Source organism: Streptomyces sp. NPDC014861 (assembly GCF_043081625.1).
GTDB lineage: Bacteria > Actinomycetota > Actinomycetes > Streptomycetales > Streptomycetaceae > Streptomyces.
Genome location: NZ_JBIBWV010000010.1, coordinates 157,127 through 179,648, shown reverse-complemented (window position 1 = coordinate 179,648; position 22,522 = coordinate 157,127). Strand labels below are relative to the sequence as shown.

Here is a 22,522-nt window from a genome sequence, read left to right as displayed (position 1 = left end):
CGCGAGGATGCGAACCATAACGACCAAGGCAACCACCAGTTACGCGCACGGAATCGGGCGTTTCGGCCCGCCACCCTGAACCTCATTCCTGAATCTCATTCCGCAACCTCCCCGACTCGTGATCGTTCTCGTCATCGGGCGGAACACGCCCGATGACCAAGTGATCAAGAACGGATGGGTTCACATGCAGATGCGCATGAGGCACGTCGTCCTGGCCGGCCGGCCACCTCACACCCGGCACGACGGCGCCCTCCCAGGAAACCGACCGTTCGACCCACAGTGGTGGAAGCGACCGGAATGGTGGCAGGTCGTCGCGGCATTCAGCGCGTTGGTCGCCTCCACAGCCGTAGGCGTGCTCTCCCTCGCACGCTGACTCGCGATCCCGGGAGCATGCGGTCCCGCTCGCCCTGACCCAGGGGTCTCAGTAGTAAATGCCCCACGGAAGGTGGTAGTCGAGCATGTGCCGGCGTGCGGCGAGGGGTTTCTTCCAGTCGCCGGTGCCGCGGTAGAGGGCCGGGCCGTTCCTGTCGACCGCCATGAGGTCGCCGCGGCCGTCGCGGTCCTGGTCGCCGACGCCGATGATCTGGGTGAAGTCCTGCCAGCCGCCGCCGAGGCGGGTGCGGGCGGCGAAGGTGCCGTCGCCCTTGCCGAGGTAGAGCCACAGGTCGCCGGCGCGGTCGCGGGCGACGAGGTCGCCGGCGGGGGCGCCGGCGAGGTTGCCGACGGCGGCGATCTTGTCGTAGGTGTTCCAGCCGCCGCCGACGCGGGTGCGTGCGCCGAGGGGGGCGGTGGCCTTCCCGGTGCCCTTGTACAGCCACAGGGCGCCGGTCTTGTCGGTGGCGACCAGGTCGGTGCGGCCGTCGCCGGTGAGGTCGGCGGCGGAGGTGAGCTGGTCGTACACCTGCCAGCCGCCGCCGATCCTGACCCGGTGGTCCAGGTTCCTGCCGTTGCCCTGGTGCAGCCAGAGCACGCCGGCGCGGTCGCGCGTGAGGATGTCGGCGTGAGCCGCGCCGCCCAGGTTCGCCGTGGGGACGATCCGGTCGTACACGTTCCAGCCGGTGCCCAGGACCGTGCTCTGGGCGTGCTCGGCGTACCAGTCGGTGGCGGCGTCGACGACGGTGTGCCGTTCGAACGTGCCGTTCTCGGAGAGGCCCAGGACGTCGGGGAGGCCGTTGTCGTCGAAGTCGTGCGGGACAGCCGCGCGCTGCACGCGGAAGGCGCCGGTCACGTCCAGGTTCGGGCCGATTCCGTTGCTCGGCTTTGCGGTCAGACGCCAGGTCCAGGCGCCGTTGTAGGCGGCGATGCCGTTGTCGAACTCGCCGTTCCAGGTCTCCTTCTTGACGCCTGCGGAGGAGTAGAGGTCCAGCAAGACGGTCCGCCCGGTCGCCACGTGGGTGAGGGTGACGGTCGTGGATGCGTTGGTGGTGCTGAGGCGCCAGGCGAGGGTCGCCGGGTCCTGCTGGTCGAAGTCCATGACGGCCGGGATGTCGGCGCTCAGCAGCGTCAGTGCGGTGGGGCGGCCGGTGCTCGCCACCTGCCGCGCCGCCGGTACGCCATCGGCGCCCGGCGCGATCCGGTACACGCCCTCACCTCCGGTGAGGGTGCCGCCCTGCACAAGGACGGTGCCGTCCGGGCCGGCCGTGGACCGGGAGTAGGCGTCGAGGACCTTGAGAGACCTCTCGTCCGTCAGGGAGCGGGCGGTGACGGCGTACAGCGGGTTCCGGCCGGTGTACGGCGTGTCGTGGCCGGCCTGCCCGTACAGCACCCACCCGTCGACCAGCTCGACCTGCACGTCCCCCGCCTTGGTCAGGGGGATGCGCAGCGGTGCGGCAGCTGATCCTCGACGGGTGACGACTACGGTGGCTGTGGTGTCCGTGGGCCGTTCGACCCAGGCGAGGTGCGTGGGTGAGACGGCGACGCTTCCGAGGGCGTGGGCGGGCGTCACTTCCTCCACGACCGTGCGCCGCGCGATATCGACGACGGCGAGCCGGGTGCCGCCCTGGGCCGTCGCGGCAGGGTCCGTGTACTTCACGAGAGCGGTGCCGGTGGTCAGGTCGCCGACGAGCATGATGTCGGCGCCGGCGGGAATTCCGGCGATCACCTCGTCCTTCAGACCGCCCTCCGTCTTGGTGACGACGTGCAGGGAGTCACCGCCGACCGGATCGGCCCGCCGTACGAACACCGAGGACGGTGAGACGGCCCGCCCCCGCTGGAAGCCGTCTCCGAGCGTGGAAAGATCCAGGACCACGGGCAGGGCGCCTGTACCCATCTCGAAGACGGTGTGGGCCGCCCCCAGGACGGGCTCGGTGAGCAGGTCGGTTCCCGCGGTCTGGAAGAGGCCCACCTGGGTGGGCAGTTCCGTGGTGGAGCGGTCCGCGTACCGCGTCCACGTGTACGTGACCGGCACGCCCGCCCCGCCGTACCAGCTCAGAAAGCCGGAGGGACCAGCGCCCATCAGGCGGCTGTCGTCCTTGAGGAGGGGCAGTTCCTGCTCCGTGCCTGCCGGCGCGGTCACCGGGGAGTCGACCGCGGCGAAGGCCGGGGGCGTCGTCAGGGCGCCGGCCGTCACGGCGAGGACGACAGCGACAGCCGCGCTCAGAACGCGTGGGGCACTGATTCTGTGGTGCTTCACAGGTGTTGTTCCTCCAGGAGTTGTTGAGGGGTGATCAGGGTCTGTCGGGGGCGCCGGCTTCGGGGGTTTCTGCGGAACAGGGTCAGCCCGCTGCCCTTCGGATTGCGCCAGCGCGGAGGGCTTCCGGTTCCTCCTGACCATGCGGCGCCGGGGCGGCGGTCAGGGACCGGGTCTCGACCGAGGGAACAGCGGCACGGCTGTACGCGGCCTCCGGCGCGGTGGTGATCTGGCAGGGTGCACCGCATGCCGGCCAGCCGGAAGACTGCGAGAGGTTCCTCCTGTACAAGTTGCGGGCGTGGTGTGCTTGATCCACTTCCGCATCGACTCCTGAGGGCCGTTCAAGGTTGTATGACTGCTCCTCAAGCAGGGTGTAGTTCGTCAAGTCGGGTTCAGGATGTGCCAGCGAGGGTGCGCGCTGGTGGCGGGGCCATCCCCGCGGGCGGGGAGCAGCCCAGCGTCCGCGCCGCGCAGCGAGCCGTGCCGGGGCCATCCCCGCGCTTATGGGGAGCAGGCAAATGCCATCCCGGTCATGGTGCGAGACCAGGAGCCATCCCCGCGCGTGCGAAGAGCAGCGCCACCAGGTCGTCGAAGACCTGGGGGACGAGGGCCCATAGCCACGAGCGCGGGGAGCAGTCTCCGGGTCAGCACCGCTGGTTCCACGACTGGAGACCACCCCGCAGACAAGCGCAAGGAGCTGCTGATGCCGCTGCCAGCGCCCGTCTCAATGTCCTTGGCGTCATACCCCCCGCGGGAACCTGACCGCGGCTATCCGGTTCAGCATCGCAGCCGTAAATCGAAGGCATTGACCGCCCGCACCAGGCTGAACCACCACCAACACAGCACCCTCGCCGCCATGCGCGACCTCGGTCAAGACACAGAAGCCGCACGACCGCCATCCCGCGCGAGGCAGCACCGACGACACCACTGCCACGATCTCACGCCGTACCGACCGGCCGGGATCCTCTGTCTTCTCCTCCCCCGGCAGGGGCCGGGGAGACGGGGGGCTGTGACCACTCGGAGTGTCAGCCGGGTCCAGGGCGAGCTCGACGAACTCGACAGCGATGTCCGAGAGCTCGGCCGTGGCTGCCGGCCGGACCGGCCCTCGCCTCGCCTCGCCTCGCCTCGCTGAAACCGGGTACCTACGCCCGGACGGGGCAGCCGGAAGACGGGACACGAGCAGCCACCATCGATGGCACGGAAACGGGATCGCAGGAGCTGGATGGCGCGGGCGGGGCCGGTGCGGAGCCTGATGAGGAACCGCCCGTTCTTGAGGTGGGGGCGGTCTGCTCCCCGCCCGCCCTGTCGGACCGGCCCGATAGTGTGACCGCCATGAGCGACGGCATCGCGTGGATAGGCGCACAGCAGACCACCCCCACCCCGCCCGGTACCCGTGGCATGTACGCCGGGATCTCCCTCACCCTCGCCCGAGGCGTCGATCAGGACGAGTTCCTCATCAACCTCGGCGCCGACCTCGACGAGCTGGGCGAGCGCGTTCCCCTGGCCGAGCTGCGCACCCGGCCCCTGCCCGACGCGCCGCCCACCGCACAGTTCGGCTACGCCATGTACGGCACGTGCGGAGAGTGGACGTACGTGCTGGAGAACGACCACATGGCCACCTGGGCAGGCGGCTACCAAGGCAAGGTCGAATCCATGACGCCCTGCCCGGACGAAGAGATCCTGTGCCTGACCGTCAACCGGTACAGCCCACCCGCCGCGCTCATCCACGCCCCCGGTGACGGGCGCGCCTACCGGGCCGAGTTCGGCACCGCCACCGGCCGGGGCGGCCTGCTCGACCTGGCGCTGACCGCCGAGGGCGCCGTGTTCCCCTCGCTCCCCGATGTCAGTGAGGCCGAGGTGGTGGCCCACCACGAGGAGCACGGGCCGCGCCTGCCGGAGCTGGTGTTCACCGCCGTCGGCAAGTACACCCACGTCGTCATCGACCAGGCCACCGTGACGGCCGGTGCCCTCCCCGCCGTCCACCTCCTGATGCCCTGACCCTACGCGCACAGAAACGGCCCCCACCCAGAACTCAAGAACCCGGGTGGGGGCCGCTCGCTGTTGCGCCGGGCGTTACTGCGCAGCGAGCCGGCAGATCACCGGCTGACCGCCGCCGACACCGTACGTACAGGTGCCGCCGTCATCGATCCGCGTATCCAGCCAGTACGCATCCTTGTCCTTGATACGCATCTGCTTCATGAAGTTCGCGAAGTGGCCGCCCATGGATTCCTGGTTGTGCATGCCCGAGATCGCCGCCCGGCCACACACCTCGTTGAACGTGGGGTCAGCCCCGTTCCGCGAGAACAGGTGAATCATGCTGTCGTGCTTCTTCGCGTACATCGAAATGCACGCATCCCCGCTGGGCGTGGTCTTCCCCGGCGGGATCGCCGGGTTGATCCCGCCCTCGGCGGACGACATGCCGCCACTGTTGTACGACGAGGCAAACGCGAACTCGTCACAGTTCAGAGTGTCGCTCACATCGACCAGCGCGGAGGCATCACCATTGTCCGCGGCCCACCCGGTGGGACAGATCCGGCCACGGGAACGGGTGTTCTGCGCCTCGTCGCCCATGTAATACAGGGGCTTTTGATCCGACATCGAACCCGGGTGCTTCGGCGTGGCCCTCTGGACCAGCCACGCGTGCGCGGCGGCCTGCGGGAACGCCTTCGCGTTGAACGTGTACGTCGGAGCGACATTCACGAACACGCAGCCCGGAACGGACCCGGCCGGAGCGTCCGCGGCAGGGGTGTCGCAGCGGATCCGGTCGAGATCCTCGGTGCCGCCGTCGTAGTCGAGCGACCACTGGTAGCCGGTCTTGAACGGGCGGATCTTCCCATCGGCGGGGAGGATGTTCGCGTCGATCTGAATGTCCGGCTTGAACCGGTAGTCCGTGCCGGACAGCGACGTATCCCACGTGTACGGCGTCGTCAGCGTCGCCGAGTGCATCTCACCCGGCACCCACCACGGCTTGCCCTTCCACGCCGTCACCGGCTGCTCCTGCGGAGTGCAGAAGTTCTCACACAGGTGGTTCCAGCCCACGAAGTTGATCTCACGGAACGCGGGCGGGATCTGCTGCGCGGGCTCGATCGTCAGGTGTTCGGTGAACGTGTTCTGTCCGTCAAGCTCGATCATCCGCAGGAACATGAACTGCGCCACAGCCTGCGGCACACCGTCCATGCTGATGATCACCGGCACCGATCGCACATCGCACTCGACGAACCGCGTCGCGAGGATCGATTCGAAGTCGGTGTTGCACCACTCCACCCCGGCCGTCGCCGCGGCCGCACCCGGCTTCGCGGACGCGTGGGGCGCCTTGCCCTCAGGCGCGGGGGTCGACTTTCCGAAGCACACCTGACGGCCGGTCTCATCCGGCTCACCGCACTGCTCCACCGCGTCCTTCGCCGCGGCCGTGGCCCGCGCCGACAGCGGCGTACCCGGCTGGCCGAGAGGCTTCGTCTGGTAGTAGTGCGGCTGCTGCGCGTCGAAGTGGTTCGGGTTCGGGCTCGCGTAGTTCGGTGTCGGCAGGGTGAGATCCACGGGCAGCTCCACACGGAACTTTGCCCACGGAGACCACACCGTCTCGTAGAGCGAGCCGTCGTAGGCGTTGGTGCGGAACACGTAGTTCGTGTTCAGCGCCAGCCTGCCCGCCGGCACGTCGACCTTCGCCGTGCCCCCCGATGCCACATACGGGGAGACGATGACCCCATAGGTGGAGTCGTTCAGTTTGACCTTGGTGAGCGGCTTCCCGGCGGCATCCGCCGTCCACACCTCGAACGTGAGGTTGGCCTGATCCCCGTCGGGGTCGGTCACCGTGTTCGTGAGCTGCACCTTCTGCGAGGTCACCCGCTGGAAGCCGCCAGGCGCCGCGTTCCGCGACAGCGGCGCGGCCTTGGGAGTCTTGCCGGAGGCAGGACGCGCGCCCGCCGTGGCGGCCCGCGTCGACTGCTCCGGCCCGTGCACCTTGGGCGGTGCCGCGTTGGGGTCGGGCTTCGCGGCCGCGGCCGGGGCCTCTGCGGCCTCGGCCACCCCGACGGCACTGAACAGCAGCATCGCCGCCGTGCCTACAGCCACCCGGGAAAGAACGTTTTTCCTTCTGAATTTGGACGTGCCAGACAAGACATGTCCCTTCTGGCCCCACCCCCGCACTCCGGAGGCAGGACATTGCTGGTGTGTCGCGCCGCCCTCCTTCCTACGTGGATTGACGAGTCATCAACAGCGGTCTCAACATGGGCAGTTCGTCTCTATCCGCCGCTAACGGACGTGATCCACACCACGGTTGTACGAGCGCGTGTAAGAACCGTGCGGGGGAGTTGTGGAAAGCTGCGGCCGCAGGCCCTTTCGTCCCCGGCCCCGACCACCCCGCGTACGGCATCCGTCCCCACGCCGCCCAGGCCGTGAAGCGCTGGACACCACCGCCGGCACCCACACCCTGCGCCACCTCGCACTGCCCGGCCCCAAACCGGACAGCATCGCCGTCGCAATGCTCCACCGAGCCGTGCCCCGTGGCGACTTCTCCGTCGCCCAGCTCGCGCGCAACCTGAGTACCAGCACGGCCCTCGTCATCTGCCTGCTGTCCCGGCACCCCGTCGACCGGAGCCCACCCCGATTCCGAGGACCCAGCACACGGCCACTCGCCCGGAGCAGTGGCGCACCTGGTGCGGGCAGCGCACCACGAACGGGCCGCAGGCGAACTGGTGGGGGCGCGGACGTGGCGCCCGGTGCAGCGGGATGCCGACCGGGGAGCGATCGCGGGCAGCGGGATGGTCTGGCGTACGTCGTCGAGCAGGTCGTGCAGTGCGACGGCGGTAAGAGGCGGGTCGAGGGTGTGAGGGCGACCGGGTGGTATCCGGCTGGTCGAGCACCTGGCCTCTTCGGGTGGCTCTGCCCTGGGGGTCGACACCGTCGGGTGCGGGGCAACGACGCCGTATCGGCTATGAGGGTCGCGCGTCGCTGGTCAGCACCAATTCTTCAGCCGCAGTTGGTGCCCGCCCACCTTGGCATCGTCAGGGTGGGTCTCCGTCGGCCAAAGGGGCGGGCTGCGTGATGGGGTGGCAGCTCGGTGGGTGGGAGCGTTCCTGCCATCCCCTCTGACAGCGGAGACCCTTTCAACAGATGCCCTCGACCCGGGGACGAGGCCGCTCGCCGGCTTCGAAGACAGCAACCCGGGCATGGCGAGTTCGGTGGTATGCACGATGGTGAGTGCCGCCGCGCTCGGTGACGAGCGACCATGACGACCTCTCCCCCACTGACCACACCCACCGTCCGCAGCGCCCGCAAGGGGTCCATCCCCGCCCGGGCGGGGACAGCTGCACTTCGTCATTCTGCCGACGCCCAGCTTGAGCTTCTCACCGCCCAACAGCGCCTCTCCCACGATCAGCCCCTACGACCTCTGGGTGGAAGTGGTCCTCCAGACGTGAAGCGCGTCCGGCCCCCGCATACGTGGTCAGCCCAAAAGTACAAGGATCCGACGATCTGTCAGCGCACAGATTCGCAGGACCGCCGCCAGGTTGTCGCCCGCCCACCTCTTTACCGGGCGCGCACCGACCTCCGGCCCGGTGCCCGGCGAGTCGACCCCGCAGTGGTCGACTCGTCGAGGTTTCGGCTCCACCGTCCGCGCCCGCACGGTCTCCGTGAAGCGGGCGGGGCTGGCGCCCTCCGGGCCGGGACCGAGGTACGGAAGCCCGGTGTCGACAGCTCGACGTCGGCCTTGACCCGGTCGACGACCGCCCTCATCTTGTAGGAATCGCCAGTGGACTTATCGTTCGGCTGTCGACAGCTCGTCTAGCATGAGGGGCAGGGCGCCTGTCGGGTCATAGGGCCCTGTGACGGCACGTCGAGCGAGGGGAAGTCGGAACCGTCCATGAATGCCGAACAGCACTCGACCGTCTACGACTTGTTCGACCGGTCCGGAAGGCGCTATCCCCTGGATGAGCTCCGCTGGCGAGGCGAGGACGGCAGCCCTCTCGCCGTCGCTGCACTGCCGGGCCTGCGCCCCGAGCAGATCGACACCGCCGAACGGTCCCTGTGGCGCTACCGCGCTGCCCTACCCGTCGATGCAGCCCGCCGGGTGAGCCTGGGCGAAGGATGTACGCCGATGATCCCGGTCCACTGGGCCGGTCGACGCGTCCACTTCAAGCTCGAGTGGTTCAACCCGACTTCCAGCTTCAAGGACCGGGGCGTGTCGGTGATGATGTCTCACCTCGTGGCTCTCGGCGCCGACCGCGTACTGGAGGACAGTTCGGGCAACGGCGGCTGCGCGGTGGCCGCCTACGCCGCCGCCGCCGGCGTCCGCGCCAAGATCATCGCTCCCGCCGCCACCTCGGAGGCCAAGATCCTCCAGGCCCGCGCCTACGGAGCGGAGATCGAGATCGTGAGCGGCACCCGCGACGAGGTCGCGGACGAGGCGATCCGCCAGGCGGAGAAGGTCCCCTACGCCAGCCACAACTGGCATCCCATGTTCATCCAGGGCACCAAGACCATCGCCTACGAGATATGGGAGTCCCTCGGCTTCACGGCACCCGACAACGTCGTCCTGGTGGCCGGCGCGGGCAGCACCATCCTCGGGTGCGACCTCGCCTTCGGCGAGCTGCTCGGCGCCGGACAGATCGACCGCCGCCCGCGCCTGTTCGTCGGGCAGCCCGAACACTGGGCGACCATTGCCGATACGTTCAACGGCGTCGACCCCGCCCACCGTGGCGCGCGGATGCCGACGATCGCCGAGGGCGCTTCGATCGCCCGCCCGGTCCGGCTGCCCGAGGCGGTGGAGGCCATCCGCCGCTCACACGGCGCCGCCTACGCTGTTCCGGAGGCGGAGATCCACGCCGCGGTCCGCGCTCTGAGCTCGCGAGGTCTGTTCGCCGAGCCGACCAGCAGCGTTGCCGCGGCGACCCTCGATCACTTCCTTGCGACGGGCGACATCGCGCCCGACGAGACGACCGTGGTCGTCCTTACCGGGACGGGGCTGAAGTCCGCCGAGAAGATGGCCTCGGTCTTCGCCGGGCCCGCCGCCTGAGCCGTACCAGCAAAGGAGAAGGTGGGCGAGCGCGTCGGCGCCCTGGTCGAGCGTCTGGACCATGAGGCCGTGGCGAGGGTGGAGTCCGGATAGGCCCGTGCGGTGAAGCGGGCGGCCGACCAGGCGCGAGTGGAGGAGCTGGGCGAGCAGATGGTGCCCCTTTCCGCGTGAGGGGACCGGCGGGATGCGCAGGACGCGGAGCGCAGCGCGGCGTGCGAAGAAGCGGCGATTGCCCGGCACGAGCGGGTGGCGGTGCTCCTCGGCGAAGTTCCTGCCGGAGGCGTGTACCGCACCAAATGGCGCTCTTCGAGCTGATGGTGCGCAAGCCGTGGCGGAAGACCGGGACGGCTCACCGCATCCACGAGGAGCTGTTGTCCGTCCGGGAGGAGGAGCGTATGACACTCCTGGTGGAGCCGACCCACGCCAAGGTGAAGGCTCTGTACGAGGGGTACGTGAACATCGGCGATCAGAAGCCGTTTCCTGACCCGCCGGTGTACACCACTGCGGTCCGCCCTCTGAGCGGCTGACCGCACCCCGGACCTGACCGGAATGCAACGTCGGCCCCACCTCGAAGGTGCGGGCCGACCTCGTTCTTCCGCGCTGCCAGTGGGTCTGCTCCTGTTCGGCATGGGTGGGTCGCTGCCAGGAACGCACGGAAGGCAGTCGCACGCCTTCCTGAGACAGCCCGTCCGGGGTCGACGCGCCCTCGACCCTCGGCGAGCACCGGTGCCGACCCGAGCACCGAGCTATACCCGCTCCAGAGCCTTGATCACGTGGTCCAGTTCTGGCGGCATGACCGCGACCAGGACCTCCCCGTCGGACGAGTCGCAGGTCACGATCCGGGATCCCGGATTGATCACCATCCCCTCGCGCATGGAGGGGGAGCGCACCCCGACCTGACGCAGATCGGCCGGCAGGGCGATGCTCCGCCCACCCCAGGAGGGGTTCCAGAACAGGTGATCGGCGCCGGTCAGCAAGCGCCCCGGTTTCCAACGAGACCCCTGAGCGGACCACTTGAGCATGCACGGCAGCCCGACCGGCTCCCCGGCGGCTGCCGCAGCCGACCGCCGCTTCTGCTTCCTGCGCAGCAACCACCCGACGCAGGCTGCGGCGACGAAACCCATCATCAGTTCGATCACACTCGCATTCAAGCAGGCCGGGGACGCGGACGAATGCCGTGCCCACCCCGGGCAGCCAGGGCCCTCGCCGTAGGCTGAGTCGTGCCGGGGCCGTGAACGACGCACGTCCGAGGGCGTCGTGGATGTGGACGGGACGAGCGGTGCGCGTGGGAAGGCGCACGCGGCCTCCGCGACGGCCCCGCGTGTACAGAGGCGGGTGGGTGAAGGTCCCTGATGGCCGACCGCCGGACGGATGGCCGTACGATCAACGCCATGTCGAGCATGTCTTCCATACCCGTTCTGCGAGGGCGCGGTTCCGTCGTTCTGAGCACGGACCGTGAAGGGCTCGTGCTGGAACGCACCGACGGAAGGCTGACGATCCCCTTCGGGGCGATCGCCCGCGTGAACGCGGAGGCCCGGAGCGTCACGGTCGAGCTGCGGGCCCTTGCCGGGGCCACGCCGGCCGTCCACCGGATCGAGGAGGTGAGCGCGGCCGCGGCGGTCGCCTTCGCCGACACCGTGAACGCCCTGCTCCCCCGGTCGGCCGAGGACGTCGACGGGGCAGCCCTCGTCGTGGTGCGCGCCTTCACCAGGACTTGGGTCGAGACGTACCGAGGCAAGGTCGGGCGCGTCCTGCTCTGGCTCCTGGGCGGCATCCTCGTCCTGGCCGTGGTCACCGCCGTCGTGGGCGACGAGAAGACGGCCGTCGCCGGGGCTGTCTTCATGATGCCGTTCGGCGGCATGGCCCTCGTCGGCCTGTGGCTCGGCGCCGTCTGCATCGGACCTTGGTGGCGCGAGACACGGTTGCGCCGGCACGGTGTGACCGTGGTCGCCGTGCGGTCGGCGGACGGAGCGGGGGCGTACGAGTACACCGACGCCACGGGTACGACACGCGTGCTGATCCATCCGGGCACCGCCCCGTCGATCCAGGTGAGCTACGCCCCGCGCAACCCGTCGGACGTCCTCGTCCTCCAGGAGCCGTCCACACGCTTCTTCGACATCACTCTGGGGCCCTGTTTCCTCCTCGGCGGGCTCGCCGCCCTGGCGGCCACGATCGGACTGTCCGTCGTGACGATCCTCGGCATCCCACTCTCGTAGCCCGGGCTCCGGAAACCGCCGGCCGCGAGCCATGTGTACGGATCCGCGGCCGAGACCTCCCCGCGTCCCAGCCCAACAGTTCGACAGCCCGATCCGGCGGCTGGCCGCGAACACCGGCTGGGTCAGCATCGGCTCCGATCACGACACGGCGGCGTTCGCCGTTGCCTCAATCCGGCGCTGGTGGTAGACCCGCGGCCGGCACGACTACCCCGGCGCCCGCCGGCTGCTGATCACCGCCGCGGCCACCAGCACCCGGGGCGACCACGCCGAGCTCATCACCGTCGGCCTCGGCGACGAGCTACCCCACCTTCTGTCGCGGAACCGGCTGCGTACCGCACCCCACCTGGCCGCCGCCCGCACCGACCTCGCCGAGCTCCTCCTGGAGCAGCGGCAGGTGGCCGGCGCCGAGGACGCCCCACCCCGCATGCCCTGGACCCTGGTGTGCGCAGCGACATGGAGGAAGACGAGGCCAAGCTCTTGGCCGACACCCTCGCCGCCGCCCGCGAACTGCCCGTGGCCCTCGTTCTGCCCGCCCAGGGAACCGCCGGCGACTTTGGCGCCTTCGACGAACCGTCCAGCTCGCCGTCGGCACCACCGTGCCCCGGCACGTCGAGGCCGTCGGAGCCGACATCCTCGTTCAGTCCCTGCCCGAGGCCGACTATGAAGCGTTCGCCGACCTGCTGCGCCCTGCAACCAGCCGGCCCAGCCCGCCGAGGAGCCCTGGACACAGGTCCCGCCCACACCAGTCACGGTGACCGTCACCAGCCCCGGCGACACCGACCCCGGCGACGCCCCCCTCACCTCACCACTCCCCCTTCCGCGCGGGCGCGGCATCTACAAGCTCTCCCCCGAAGGTCCGCTCCGACTGGGACCGCTTCGTCCGCCTCGCAGAACGCCGCCTGAGCAGGGGCCCCTCCGCAGGTGTCCCCGACCTCGAAGCCGCCCCTGCCCTCGGCAGGGGCGTACCCTTCGGCGGCACCCCTCCGGCCTGGGCACGCCACCAGGGGGCCGCATGGCACGCGATGCAGTTGAAGCAGGGGGCAGTAGGTCACGTCCCTGACCAGCTCATGCGACCCATCGGACAGGACCTACACCGGTACGAGGGCGGGCAGGTTACGCCACTCCCTGGGGGTGGTTCCGAAGGCGAGGCGGAAGCGGCGGTTGAAGAATGTGATGTTCTGGAAGCCCTGGGAGCGGGCGATGGCGTCGATCGTGCGGTGACGGTTCGCCGGGTCCTCCAAAGCTCTGCGGACGGCTCTGAGGCGACCGTCGATGATTTCCTGTTCCAGGCTGATCCCGGCTTCGGCGCAGACCCGGAAGACGGTGCGAGGGGAGACGAAGTGGGCCGCGGCGATCCGCTCGGCGTTCAGGTCCGGGTCGGCCAGGTGGAGGTGTGTGTAGGCCAGGACGCGTTCCAGCAGTGTTTGACGAGCCACTGAGCGGCGCAGAGCGCTGTCCTCGACGACGGACATGATCAGTGCTCGCATCAGGTCGAGGGTGGCGTGTCCGAGGGCCTGGACGCCGGGGCCTTGGCGGGCGATCGGTCCTGCCTCGCCGGCGAGGACCCCCGCGTGGTGCACGAGGAGTGGGGTCAGTGGGCTCATGGGTGCCAGAGGGACTGCTGTGCGGATCACGTCCGGTGGAAGGGCGATCGCGGAGGACTCCGCCACGAGGGTCCGCACGGCGCCGTGGCCCGTCCATCCGTAGGACTGGCTGCGGGTCCCGTCGATGAGGACGGCGTCCGACGCCTTCAGCTGTGTCATGGTGCCGCCCCACTCGTGGTGGGCCTGGCCGGACGTCTGGATCGCGATCGACACCGTCGGCCGGGTGATCTCGCGCAGGTGCCGGGGGGTGCGGGTGACCTGGACGCCCGTCCCGGACCCGCACACCACGGACACCGGGCCGTACCGGGTGACGTCCAGGCGCATTTGAACGTCGGGGCCGGGCTTTTCGTGGACGATGTCGCACGGAGCGGTGAAGGTGCGGATCATCTCGTCACAGGCATCGACCCGGTCGGCCGGATCCACGTCCGCGGAATCGAAGACCTTCATCGCTGCCGCCCTCCGGGGGCGTGGGTCCTGACAGCGTGGCCGGGTGCTCCTGGTGGCTGTGGGAGCGCTCTATCGGCCTCAGAAGGGGGGTGCTGCGCCATGCCGGCGAGGGCGTACGGTTCCCTGGTGGGGCGGTTGGGGAGCCCGGTTGGGCCGTGCGTGCCGCCGGGGCGCTGTGTCGGGGCGTGGTCGGCGATCTCGATGTGTTCGCGGCTTCGGGCGGCGTTCCCCGTGGCGGTCCGCCGCCCGTGCTCGAAGATGATGCCCTTCGGTGCGGAAGGGCTGCTGTGGGTTGTGTTCCCGCTGCCGGCGCGTACTTGGCGGCAAGCGCCGCGTGTCGTCAGTGCCTGGTGCATGGGGTGCCCTTTCCACGTCGAAGCGGACGAGTCTTCTGATACGCGCACGTCGTGGGGGATCAGTGCTTGGTGCGGGCGGGGTTGAGCTGCCCTTCGCCCGTGGTGACCAGCCAATCAGTGCGCTGCGGGCACCTCCAGGCAGGAAGCATGCAGAATTCTGCGCAGACCTCGGCGCGGCCGGCAGATCGGGTGGAGTTCGTCCCGTGGCGAAGATTGGAGCCGGCTCCGCCATGATTTCTGAGACCGTGGTGCTGCGGAGTTGGTCAGCCAGGTCCGTCGAGGGCGGCGAGGTGCCTGGCGGCGTCGGAGAGGCATTGAGGGTTGGCTTCGGGGCCAAGAGCCAGGCAGCGGGTCAGTACCTGGCGTGCCTCGGTGGGGCGGCCGGCGGCGAGAAGTGTCTCGCCGAGACAGAGCAGTTGCCGGCTCATCAATCCTATGTTCGACACCTTCTGGCACACTTCCAGCGCTGTGTGGTAGTGGGTGACGGCCTCGTCCCACCGGTGGAGCACCGTGTGACTGCGGCCCAACCCGGCATGCAGGCTGATCCGGGCGACTGCGGCGATGTGCGGTGCGATCCGGTCTCCGCTGGCCTCCATCCACGCCAAAGTGTTTTGAAAGTCCGCGAGGGCTTCCTCGATGCGATTCAGGTTTTCCAGCAGCTGGGCGCGCTGGATCATCACCTGGAGTTGACCGTGGAGGTCGCCGGCGAGCCGGAAGAGGCGAGTGGCCTCGTCGCAGTGGTGGAAGGCTTGGTCGCCGTTCTTCAGCAGGCGGTGGGCCCAAGCGGCGTACTGGTGCGCCCACGCCTGCTGTTGGAAGTCTCCGGCACGCCGGGCCGCTCGGAGGGCTCGGGCGCTGATGCTCAGGCTCTCCTCGGGCCGACCCTCACAAAGGATCACCGCCCAGGCCAGGTAGGAGAGGTGGGTGGCCTCCAGGAGCGGGTCGCCGAGTGCCTGTGCCGAGCGGGCTGACAGGCCGAAGACCTCTGTCCAGTGGCCCCAGAAGATCCAGTAGTCCGAGAACCAGTGCAGGGACTCGGCCACCTCCACCACTTGTGCGTGCTGGCCGGTGTGTGCCGCGTCCTTCAGGGCCGCCAGCCAGTTCACGCCCTCGGCCTGGAGCCACAGGCGTGCCCGGTCGGCGCTGCTCAGGTCGACGGTGCCGCGCCAGGACGGTGGCGGGGCGCCGTGGTCGGGCTCGTACCAGCGGCCCGCGACGACGGCGGTGTCCAGCAGCCAGCGGTGCAGCTGCCGTGTGGCGTTCTCGATATCGGCGGTCGGTTCCTGAGCCAGGAGCTTGGAGCGGGCATACAGGCGCAGCAGATCGTGGAGTCGGTAGCGATCGCGGTCGGTGCTCAGCAGCCCGGTCTCGACGAGTTCCTCCAGGGTGTCCTCGGTGTCGTGGAGGTCCTGGCCAGTGAGAGAGGCGGCGCAGGCGGTGCTGGTGTCGGGTGCCGGTATCAAGGCAAGGCGGCGGAAGAGCCGGGCGGCGTCGGGGGTGAGTTGGTGGTAGGAGAGGTCGAAGGCAGCTGTCACGCGCAGGTCCCCGGCGGTCAGGACGTCCAGCCGGCGTTCCTCCTGGGCCAGGCGCTCCGCCAGGCGCCGCACGGACCAACCGGTGCGGGTGGCGAGGAGGTTGCCGGCCACCCGCAGGGCGAGTGGGAGGTGACCGCACTGTCGGGCCACGTCCGCCAGTGCTTGTGCGTCGGCCGCGGCCCTGTCGGTGCCGGCCAGGGAGGTCAGCAGGTTGGCGGCCTCCTCGGGGGTGAGCTCGCCGACCTGGATGCGGTCCACGTCGACCAGCCCGGACAGCAAACGCCTGCTGGTGATCACCGTCAGGGTCGCCCCGGCTCCGGGTAGCAGCGGCCGCACCTGGGACTCGTCGCAGGCGTTGTCCAGAACCAGCAGCAGACGCCGTTCAGCCAGGACCTGCCGGTAGAGGTTGCCGTGCGACTCAGGGCCCGCCTTCGCAAGATCGCGGTCGGAGACGTTCAGTGCCTTGAGGACGGTGACGATCAGCTCGGCGGGCCCCGGAGGGGCCGGGTCGGTGCCACGCAGGTCGACCAGCAGCTGCCCGTCCGGGAACAGAGCGGCCCATTCCCGGGCCGTGTGCAGGGCCAGGGTCGTCTTGCCCACGCCGGGCGGCCCGTGGACGGAAGCGACCACCGGGTGGGTCAGCGAGGGGGCCGCGCCCGGGGCCACCGCCCGTGCGGCGGCCCGGGCAGCCAGATCCGCGAGACGGCCCACCTCCTCGCGGCGGCCGGTGAAGTCGTCGATGCCACGCGGGAAAGACCGCACCCCGGCAGGCAGGTACCGGGGCCGGCGCCCGCCCCGGGCAGCGGACAGCAGCTGTCGGCGCTCCCGCTCACCGAGGCTCAGGCCGTCGGCGAGCGCGGCCACGGTGCCCCGCTGAGGAGCGGCCGTTCGCCCCCGCTCCAGATCGCTGATGCCCCGAACGCTCACCCCCGACAGCTCGGCGAGCCCCTCCATCGTCAGAGATCTCGCCATGCGCTGCTCACGCAACAGCGCACCGAACGAATCGCGTTCACCGGTCATCTACGACCCAGCCCCCCAGCCCCATGTCCGGCCTGGTCATGCCCGCCCCGCGCCCAAGCCGCCGTCGCTCCCGACAGCTTCATTACTCTCCCACCACTGCGGCGACCGTCACTTCCCCGCGTCGCTGCGCCGACCACCCGCCCGTGACGCGGGCGCGGCCGGGCATGTCGATCTGCAACCCTCCTGGCGGGCGCATGCCACGAGGCGAACCAGTCCGCCAGACGTGATCGGCACGAGCACCGCGGACGAACCCGCTCCTAGGCCGGATTGGCGCCCACGTGCCGCCGGCACCGGCAAGCATCGCGGGACGGAGGCCTGAAGGTCATGCCGTCCCGCGCCGCCGGTGCTGCCCGCCTGTCACCCAACGGCGCTCCTCTGCGCGGGTCACCGGGATCGGTGCCGGACAGGAAGAGTGCGGGCAGAGCCAGGAACGGTGCGGGCACAGCCAGGAACGGTGCACGCGCCATCAGGGGCCTGCGGCCTCAACCGCCGGCTGCGGGTCGAGCCAGGTGTGGGCGGAAGTGGCCTTCGCGGTGATTTGCTCGGCCTGACGGCGAGGTCGCTGTGGGGTGCACGCGCTCGGCCCGGAGCATGCGGTGGGGTTGTTCCGGTGCGCCGGTGGCGGCGATTCGCAGGTCCCTTCCCCTGGTTGCGGCCTGTGCTCAGCGGGGCGGAAGCAGCCGCGAGGCCTGCAGATCGTCTCTCCTGCCGGAGAGAGCCACGGGCGGTTCAGCGAATGTCGGAGCATTTGCGAACGGCGCACAGCAGGTGCGGGGTGGTGCCACAGACGTCGGGGAAGCGCTGCGGACGGTCAGCTTCGCGCTTTCGTGGGGGTGCACTCGTATTGGGGGTGCACTCGCACCCTGCACACCAGAGGCTGCTCCGTGCATGCCCTGCTGCTTCGCAACGCGGCATGTCGGACGGTGCATGCTGCTTCGGGCCGAAGGGTGACTGGCCCCGGTGCGGCGGCGGAGGTCTGCTTGGCTTCGGGACCGGGAACTCAACCCGCTTCTCCCAGGATCTCCGCGAGTCCTTCGTCCAGGCGGAGCAGTCCGCGTTCCTTCCCCTGGGGAACCCAGCGGTAGATGTCGTCGACGAAGCGCTGCAGCGGAGTTCGCTCGAGCAGGAGGACGGCGGTACCCGTGCTGCCGCTCAGGCGCAGGTGCGTCCACTGGGCATCATGAGGGCAAAGATGCACATCGCCTTCACCGGCGCAGGTGTCCTGCCCCTTGGCCAGGAGTTCCCTGGCGAATGTCCACGTGGTCGCCGAGCGCTGTGGGTCGAAGGTGGGGAAGCGGATGTGAACGGCGTAGGGGTCTGAGGAGTCGTAGAGCACAGTTGCCGGGAAGGCGAGCCTGCCGTGCTCCTGTGTGACGGACAAGGTACGCACCTGGGCCTGGATCACCAGCGGTGCCTGGGAGGGATGCCGCCCGGGGGGCTGGTAGGGGAACGGATTCACGAATGCCTTCGGAGGTCGTGTGGGCTGCCGCCCGAAGAGGGGGCACGGCGTATGGCAGGGGCCGGTCCGGCTCCCGGCTCACCGACGCAGGGAGCGCTGGGCGTGTACGGCAAGGCGGGGCCGGGACCGGGAGGCTCCCTTGCGCTTGGGGTCTGTGCCGGAGGCGTTGACGCGGTCCTCCGCGGAGAAGTTCGCCCGCACCGCCTCTCGGGTGATGCCGCCCGCGACCAGGTGACGCACCGCGTCAGCCATCTGCCGGTGGCGCCGACTCTCCGGCTGCCCGCCTCGGCCGTCCAGCCGGCCGGGCACCGGCATCGCCTCGCGTACGACGGCCCACTCCAGGTCACTCACGTCGGACGGGTACTCCGGTCGCCTGGCGGCAGGCCCCCGGCGCTCCCGAAGAGGTCATCGAGACGATCACGCGACAGGGAGGCCGAGTTGAAACGGTTTGGGCGCCGACGCGGATGACCGCGGCACCAGGGGTCTGCTGTTGCTCGGTCGGATTCGACATCCACGAGCTGCGCGGGAGCCTCGCTCACTCCCGGCCGGCCAGAAGACCATCCTTCCGATTCGGCGACCTCGAACTCACGTGTGCCGAGATCCATGGAGCAGCAGCTTCCGAGCCTGCTCAGAGGGTGCGACGTACACCGGCCTGGCGCTCCAGGTTGCGCAGCTGGACTGCGAGGTCGCCCTCCACGGCGGTGTGGGCGGGTCCACTGCGGCCGATGGGAAGGACCTGCTCACCGCGCATGTCCTCCAGCATCAGCGCGAACGCCGCGTATCCGGCGACGAGCGCGACCAGGAGGCCGAGGCCGCCGGCTGCGTGCGTGAGCCACTGGGCGCCGGTCAGTCCCGCGAGGCCGGTGGCCGCCCAGCGGGGCAGGGAAACGACGATGACCAGCCACAGTGCGCGTTTGGGCGGTGTGACGGCGGCCATGAGGATCCCGAAGCAGAGGAACGCCAGGTTGAGGACGCCGAGGACGCGCGCCCCCTGGGGGACGCCGCCGGCCGTGACGAGTGCGAAGGCGAGCCAGCTGCCGGCGAAGACGCTCATCAGGGTCGCCGCGATCACATCGCGGGCGCCGAAGGCGAGCATGCCCACCAGGAACTGCAGGAGGAATGCCGGAAGGACGCACAGCGCGACGGCGGTGCGGGCCTCCTCCGCCAGGACACCGAGTTGGAGGCAGGCCGTCAGGACGGAGGCGATCCCCAGGCTGAAGAAGCCCAGGGGCATGGGGGAGGCGATGGGCCGCAGGTTGATGCGGGTCATCGACCGCAGGTCCGGTTCGAAGCGGCGCCCGGGCAGGACGTCGGCCGAGGCGCCGGGAGGCGTGGGCTCTGGGCTCATCAGGAGGATCTTCCATTCGGTGTTCAGTGGAAGAAACAGGGGTCGGTGAACGGCGTCGCCTCATCGGAGGACTCGCCGCGGGCGATCCGCCACCGGCGGTGCAGTGCTGACTCGGCGGCCGCCTCGGCCACGAGCGCCGCTTGGTGCGCGCCTGTCGGGTAGCCGCCGAAGTGGGCCACCGGGCTCCACACCGGGGTGATCGGCGGGGCGGCCTCGGCGAGCCCTTCGTGCTCCGCGCTCGCGTGGACGATCCGGCCGTTCACCACGGTGAGCACGGACTCGATGCGGGGGATGGCCTCCTCGGGTACCTCGAGGTAGTCCTCGGACAGGACGGCGAGGTCGCCGTAGCAGCCGGCCCGCAGGATTCCCTTGACGTCCTGTTCGCCGGTGAGGTGTGCGCCGCCGTGGGTGTAGAGGCGCAGCGCGGTTTCGCGGTCGACGCCGCTCCCCCCGGGGCGCAGTGCGGTGCCGCCGACCGTGCGTCCTGTCACCAGCCAGTGGAGCGCGACCCAGGGATTGTAGGAGGAGACACGCGTGGCGTCGGTTCCGGCGGCGACAGTCAGGCCGCGGTCCAGCATGGCCCGCACCGGCGGGGCGTGGGCTGCGGCGGCCGCCCCGTAGCGGTCGCGGAAAGCTGTCCCTTGGAACGACATCCGGTTCTGGACGGACAGGGCGCCGCCGAGGGCCGCGATCCGATCGAGGCTGTCGGGCGAGACGGTCTCGGCGTGGTCGAAGAGCCACCGGTTGTCGCTGGGGAAGAGGCCGTCCGCGGCGAGCTTCTCGAAGACGGCAAGGTCGCGGCGGATCGTCTCGTCGTAGGTCGCGTGGAGCCGGAAGCCCCAGCCGTTCTCCGTCAGGAGCCGGACGGCGTGCTCGAGCTGCGTCTCGTAGCCTTCGCCGAGGTCGGGGCGGGGTTCGCTGAAGTTCTCGAAGTCCGCGGCGGCCCAGGTGAGGTTCTCCCCCGCGCCGTTGAGCCGGAGCCATTCGTCGCCGTCGCCGGGGCGTACCGTCTCGGTCCAGCGTCGGAGGTCGGCGAGCTCCTGGCCGGCTGTCTGCGGGAACAGGTGGTAGGCGATCCGCAGGGTCAGTTCCCCCGACCGCGCGAGGTCGGTGACCGTGGCGTAGTCGTCGGGGAAGTTCTGGAAGCCGCCGGCGGCGTCGACCGCGGAGGTCAGTCCGAAGCGGTTGAGTTCCCGCAGGAAGTGGATGGTCGAGGTCCGCTTGTCGGCCTGGTCGAGGGCGGGAGCCTTGGCGAGGGTGGAGTAGAGAAGGAGCGCGCCGGGCGCGGCGAGGAGGATTCCGGTGGGTTCGCCGTCGCGGCCGCGGACGATCTGCCCGCCGCGGGGGTCGGGGGTGTCACGGGTGTATCCGGCGGCCCGCAGGGCGGCCCGGTTCATGAGGGCCGACTGATACAGGTGCAGGACGAAGACCGGGGTGTCGGGGGCGGCGGCGTTCAGCTCCGCAACGGTCGGCATCCGGCGTTCGGCGAACTGCTCGGCGGTCCATCCGCCGACCACCCGGATCCACTGCCCCTTCGGCGTGCGGCCCGCCTGCTCGCGCAGCATGGAGAGGGCGTGCCGGAGGCTTCGTGCACCGTCCCAGCGGAGCTCCAGGACGTAGTTGAGGCCGCCCCGGATGACGTGCAGGTGCGAGTCGTTGAGGCCGGGGATCACTCGGCGGCCGAGGGCGTCGACGACTCTGGTGCCCGGGCCGACGAGGTGGGCGAGATCGTTGTCGTCGCCGAGGGCCGCGACCCTGCCGTCGCGGATCGCGACGGCGCGGGCCGCAGGTCGGTCGGGGTCGCCGGTGAACACCTTCGCGTTGCGGACGACGAGGTCGGCGTGCGCGGGCGTGCGGCGCGCGGCGGGGACGAGCCCCGCCACGGGCATCCCCGCCGGCGTCGCAGTCCTGCCGGAGCCTCGCGCAGGGGGTCGGTCCCGGTGGTGGGCAGGAGGGTCGGTCGATCGGTCGGGCACGGGGAACTCCTGGAAGTCGGGGTGGGGCCGGGGTACGGAGGCGTACCGCCGTTCGCGGACCGGAGGGGTGTCGACACGGTGCTCGGACAGGATGCAGAGCCGGGCCTCACCGATGCGGAATGACGTGGGAGACAAAGAGATCGGTACTGTCCTCGTCATCCTTCGCCTCGATGTGAGTGGCGGCGTCGCCAGGCATCGGTCAGGGTCTGCTCGTGGTCGAGGAGGTCTCGCGGCAGAAGCCGGTCGGCAGCCGGTCGAGCGCGTCGAACGCCTGGGACTCGGCTCTCTGCCGACGCGGCGGCGGCTGGTCGTCGATGGTCGTCATCGGGTTCTCTCCTGGGGCGGAAGGTGGACGGGACCGGCCGCCGGCCAGGCCGGTCCCGTCCCGACGGCGCGGGTCTGCCGTCGACGGGACGTTGTCGTCAGGCCGTGGCGAGCGGACGGTGCAGGACGAGCCGGGTCAGCATGCCTCCGGTGATCCCGGCGACGAGCGTGGGCACGGCCCACCACGCGGGGAAGGGGGCGAGGCCGAGGGCGGCGTCGAGGGACCACGTGCCGGGGCCGGTGACGGCGAGGGCGGTGGTGGTGCCGACGAGGACGAGGGGGTACTCGTACCCGTCGTTCTGCGTCCAGAGGCCGTTGGGCCGTTTCACGGTGACGGCGACCGTCATCACCCCGATGACTCCGGTGGCGGCGAGCGGTGTCAGCAGGCCGGCGGCGAGCAGCAGGCCGGAGCCGAGCTGCGCGCCACCGGCCGCGGCGGCGGTCAGCGCGCCGCCGCGGAAGCCGTCGGCGCGGAACTCCTCGGCGCCGCCGACCAGCCCTCTACCTCCCAGACGGAAGCTGACCTTCTGGACTCCGTGGCACGCCACGAGCAGGCCCACCAGCAGACGAAGGATCAGAATGCCGGTGTCCACGAT

15 protein-coding genes and 1 pseudogene are annotated in these 22,522 nt (G+C 70.3%); 5 read left to right on the top strand and 11 right to left on the bottom strand.

Annotated features, from left to right (window positions below; all coding sequences use genetic code 11):
• Window positions 1-421 precede the first annotated feature (421 nt).
• Window positions 422-2,632: a VCBS repeat-containing protein gene (locus ACF1BN_RS21840; RefSeq protein ID WP_392333241.1), complete on the bottom strand. Its 2,211-nt coding sequence runs from the start codon at window positions 2,630-2,632 to the stop codon at window positions 422-424.
• Between the two features lie 1,329 nt (window positions 2,633-3,961).
• On the opposite strand from ACF1BN_RS21840, the gene ACF1BN_RS21835 reads away from it, so the two are divergent.
• Window positions 3,962-4,627: a hypothetical protein gene (locus tag ACF1BN_RS21835; RefSeq protein WP_392333240.1), complete on the top strand. Its 666-nt coding sequence runs from the start codon at window positions 3,962-3,964 to the stop codon at window positions 4,625-4,627.
• 75 nt (window positions 4,628-4,702) lie between these two features.
• On the opposite strand, the gene ACF1BN_RS21830 is transcribed toward ACF1BN_RS21835, so the two are convergent.
• Entirely contained in the window at window positions 4,703-6,679 is a 1,977-nt protein-coding gene (locus tag ACF1BN_RS21830) for a hypothetical protein (protein ID WP_392333239.1), read from the bottom strand.
• 1,810 nt (window positions 6,680-8,489) lie between these two features.
• On the opposite strand from ACF1BN_RS21830, the gene ACF1BN_RS21825 reads away from it, so the two are divergent.
• Both ACF1BN_RS21825 and ACF1BN_RS21820 read left to right on the top strand, forming a co-directional pair.
• Window positions 8,490-9,641, top strand: coding sequence for a pyridoxal-phosphate dependent enzyme (locus ACF1BN_RS21825; RefSeq protein ID WP_392333238.1), 1,152 nt, complete (start codon window positions 8,490-8,492; stop codon window positions 9,639-9,641).
• A gap of 296 nt (window positions 9,642-9,937) precedes the next feature.
• Complete coding sequence (locus tag ACF1BN_RS21820; protein ID WP_392333237.1) at window positions 9,938-10,168, top strand: acetyltransferase; 231 nt, start codon at window positions 9,938-9,940, stop codon at window positions 10,166-10,168.
• A gap of 219 nt (window positions 10,169-10,387) precedes the next feature.
• Here the strand turns inward: ACF1BN_RS21820 and ACF1BN_RS21815 are convergent, their stop codons facing one another.
• On the bottom strand, window positions 10,388-10,780 hold the full coding sequence (locus ACF1BN_RS21815; RefSeq protein WP_392333236.1) for a hypothetical protein: 393 nt from the start codon (window positions 10,778-10,780) through the stop codon (window positions 10,388-10,390).
• Between the two features lie 327 nt (window positions 10,781-11,107).
• Here ACF1BN_RS21815 and ACF1BN_RS21810 point away from each other — a divergent pair, with 327 nt between their 5' ends.
• On the top strand, window positions 11,108-11,857 hold the full coding sequence (locus ACF1BN_RS21810) for a hypothetical protein (protein WP_392333235.1): 750 nt from the start codon (window positions 11,108-11,110) through the stop codon (window positions 11,855-11,857).
• Window positions 11,858-11,957: 100 nt separating this feature from the next.
• Window positions 11,958-12,116: pseudogene (locus tag ACF1BN_RS21805) on the top strand (ISAzo13 family transposase); the annotation flags it as partial.
• Between the two features lie 829 nt (window positions 12,117-12,945).
• On the opposite strand, the gene ACF1BN_RS21800 reads toward ACF1BN_RS21805, so the two are convergent.
• The 8 genes from ACF1BN_RS21800 to ACF1BN_RS21765 form a co-directional block, all read right to left on the bottom strand.
• Window positions 12,946-13,908, bottom strand: a complete 963-nt coding sequence (locus tag ACF1BN_RS21800) for an AraC family transcriptional regulator (protein WP_392333234.1) — start codon at window positions 13,906-13,908, stop codon at window positions 12,946-12,948.
• 619 nt (window positions 13,909-14,527) lie between these two features.
• On the bottom strand, window positions 14,528-16,819 hold the full coding sequence (locus ACF1BN_RS21795; RefSeq protein ID WP_392333233.1) for an ATP-binding protein: 2,292 nt from the start codon (window positions 16,817-16,819) through the stop codon (window positions 14,528-14,530).
• A gap of 1,000 nt (window positions 16,820-17,819) precedes the next feature.
• Window positions 17,820-18,224 (bottom strand): SsgA family sporulation/cell division regulator, encoded by a 405-nt coding sequence (locus ACF1BN_RS21790; protein WP_392333232.1) that lies wholly within the window; start codon window positions 18,222-18,224, stop codon window positions 17,820-17,822.
• A 132-nt stretch (window positions 18,225-18,356) separates the two neighbouring features.
• On the bottom strand, window positions 18,357-18,629 hold the full coding sequence (locus tag ACF1BN_RS21785) for a hypothetical protein (RefSeq protein ID WP_392333231.1): 273 nt from the start codon (window positions 18,627-18,629) through the stop codon (window positions 18,357-18,359).
• 277 nt (window positions 18,630-18,906) lie between these two features.
• Window positions 18,907-19,626, bottom strand: coding sequence for a GPR1/FUN34/YaaH family transporter (locus tag ACF1BN_RS21780; RefSeq protein ID WP_392333230.1), 720 nt, complete (start codon window positions 19,624-19,626; stop codon window positions 18,907-18,909).
• 23 nt (window positions 19,627-19,649) lie between these two features.
• Entirely contained in the window at window positions 19,650-21,515 is a 1,866-nt protein-coding gene (locus ACF1BN_RS21775; protein WP_392333229.1) for an amidohydrolase, read from the bottom strand.
• A gap of 286 nt (window positions 21,516-21,801) precedes the next feature.
• Complete coding sequence (locus tag ACF1BN_RS21770; RefSeq protein ID WP_392333228.1) at window positions 21,802-21,927, bottom strand: hypothetical protein; 126 nt, start codon at window positions 21,925-21,927, stop codon at window positions 21,802-21,804.
• A 97-nt stretch (window positions 21,928-22,024) separates the two neighbouring features.
• Window positions 22,025-22,519, bottom strand: coding sequence for a DoxX family protein (locus tag ACF1BN_RS21765; RefSeq protein WP_392333227.1), 495 nt, complete (start codon window positions 22,517-22,519; stop codon window positions 22,025-22,027).
• Between the last annotated feature and the right edge of the window lie 3 nt (window positions 22,520-22,522).

What these genes read in the sequence shown, in the direction of transcription:
- ACF1BN_RS21825 (WP_392333238.1), top strand. Translation starts at nt 8,490, where the DNA reads ATGAATGCCGAACAGCACTCGACCGTCTACGACTTGTTCGACCGGTCC.
- ACF1BN_RS21780 (WP_392333230.1), bottom strand. Translation starts at nt 19,626, where the DNA reads ATGAGCCCAGAGCCCACGCCTCCCGGCGCCTCGGCCGACGTCCTGCCC.
- ACF1BN_RS21800 (WP_392333234.1), bottom strand. Translation starts at nt 13,908, where the DNA reads ATGAAGGTCTTCGATTCCGCGGACGTGGATCCGGCCGACCGGGTCGAT.
- ACF1BN_RS21770 (WP_392333228.1), bottom strand. Translation starts at nt 21,927, where the DNA reads ATGACGACCATCGACGACCAGCCGCCGCCGCGTCGGCAGAGAGCCGAG.
- ACF1BN_RS21775 (WP_392333229.1), bottom strand. Translation starts at nt 21,515, where the DNA reads ATGCCCGTGGCGGGGCTCGTCCCCGCCGCGCGCCGCACGCCCGCGCAC.
- ACF1BN_RS21830 (WP_392333239.1), bottom strand. Translation starts at nt 6,679, where the DNA reads ATGCTGCTGTTCAGTGCCGTCGGGGTGGCCGAGGCCGCAGAGGCCCCG.
- ACF1BN_RS21795 (WP_392333233.1), bottom strand. Translation starts at nt 16,819, where the DNA reads ATGACCGGTGAACGCGATTCGTTCGGTGCGCTGTTGCGTGAGCAGCGC.
- ACF1BN_RS21835 (WP_392333240.1), top strand. Translation starts at nt 3,962, where the DNA reads ATGAGCGACGGCATCGCGTGGATAGGCGCACAGCAGACCACCCCCACC.
- ACF1BN_RS21820 (WP_392333237.1), top strand. Translation starts at nt 9,938, where the DNA reads ATGGCGCTCTTCGAGCTGATGGTGCGCAAGCCGTGGCGGAAGACCGGG.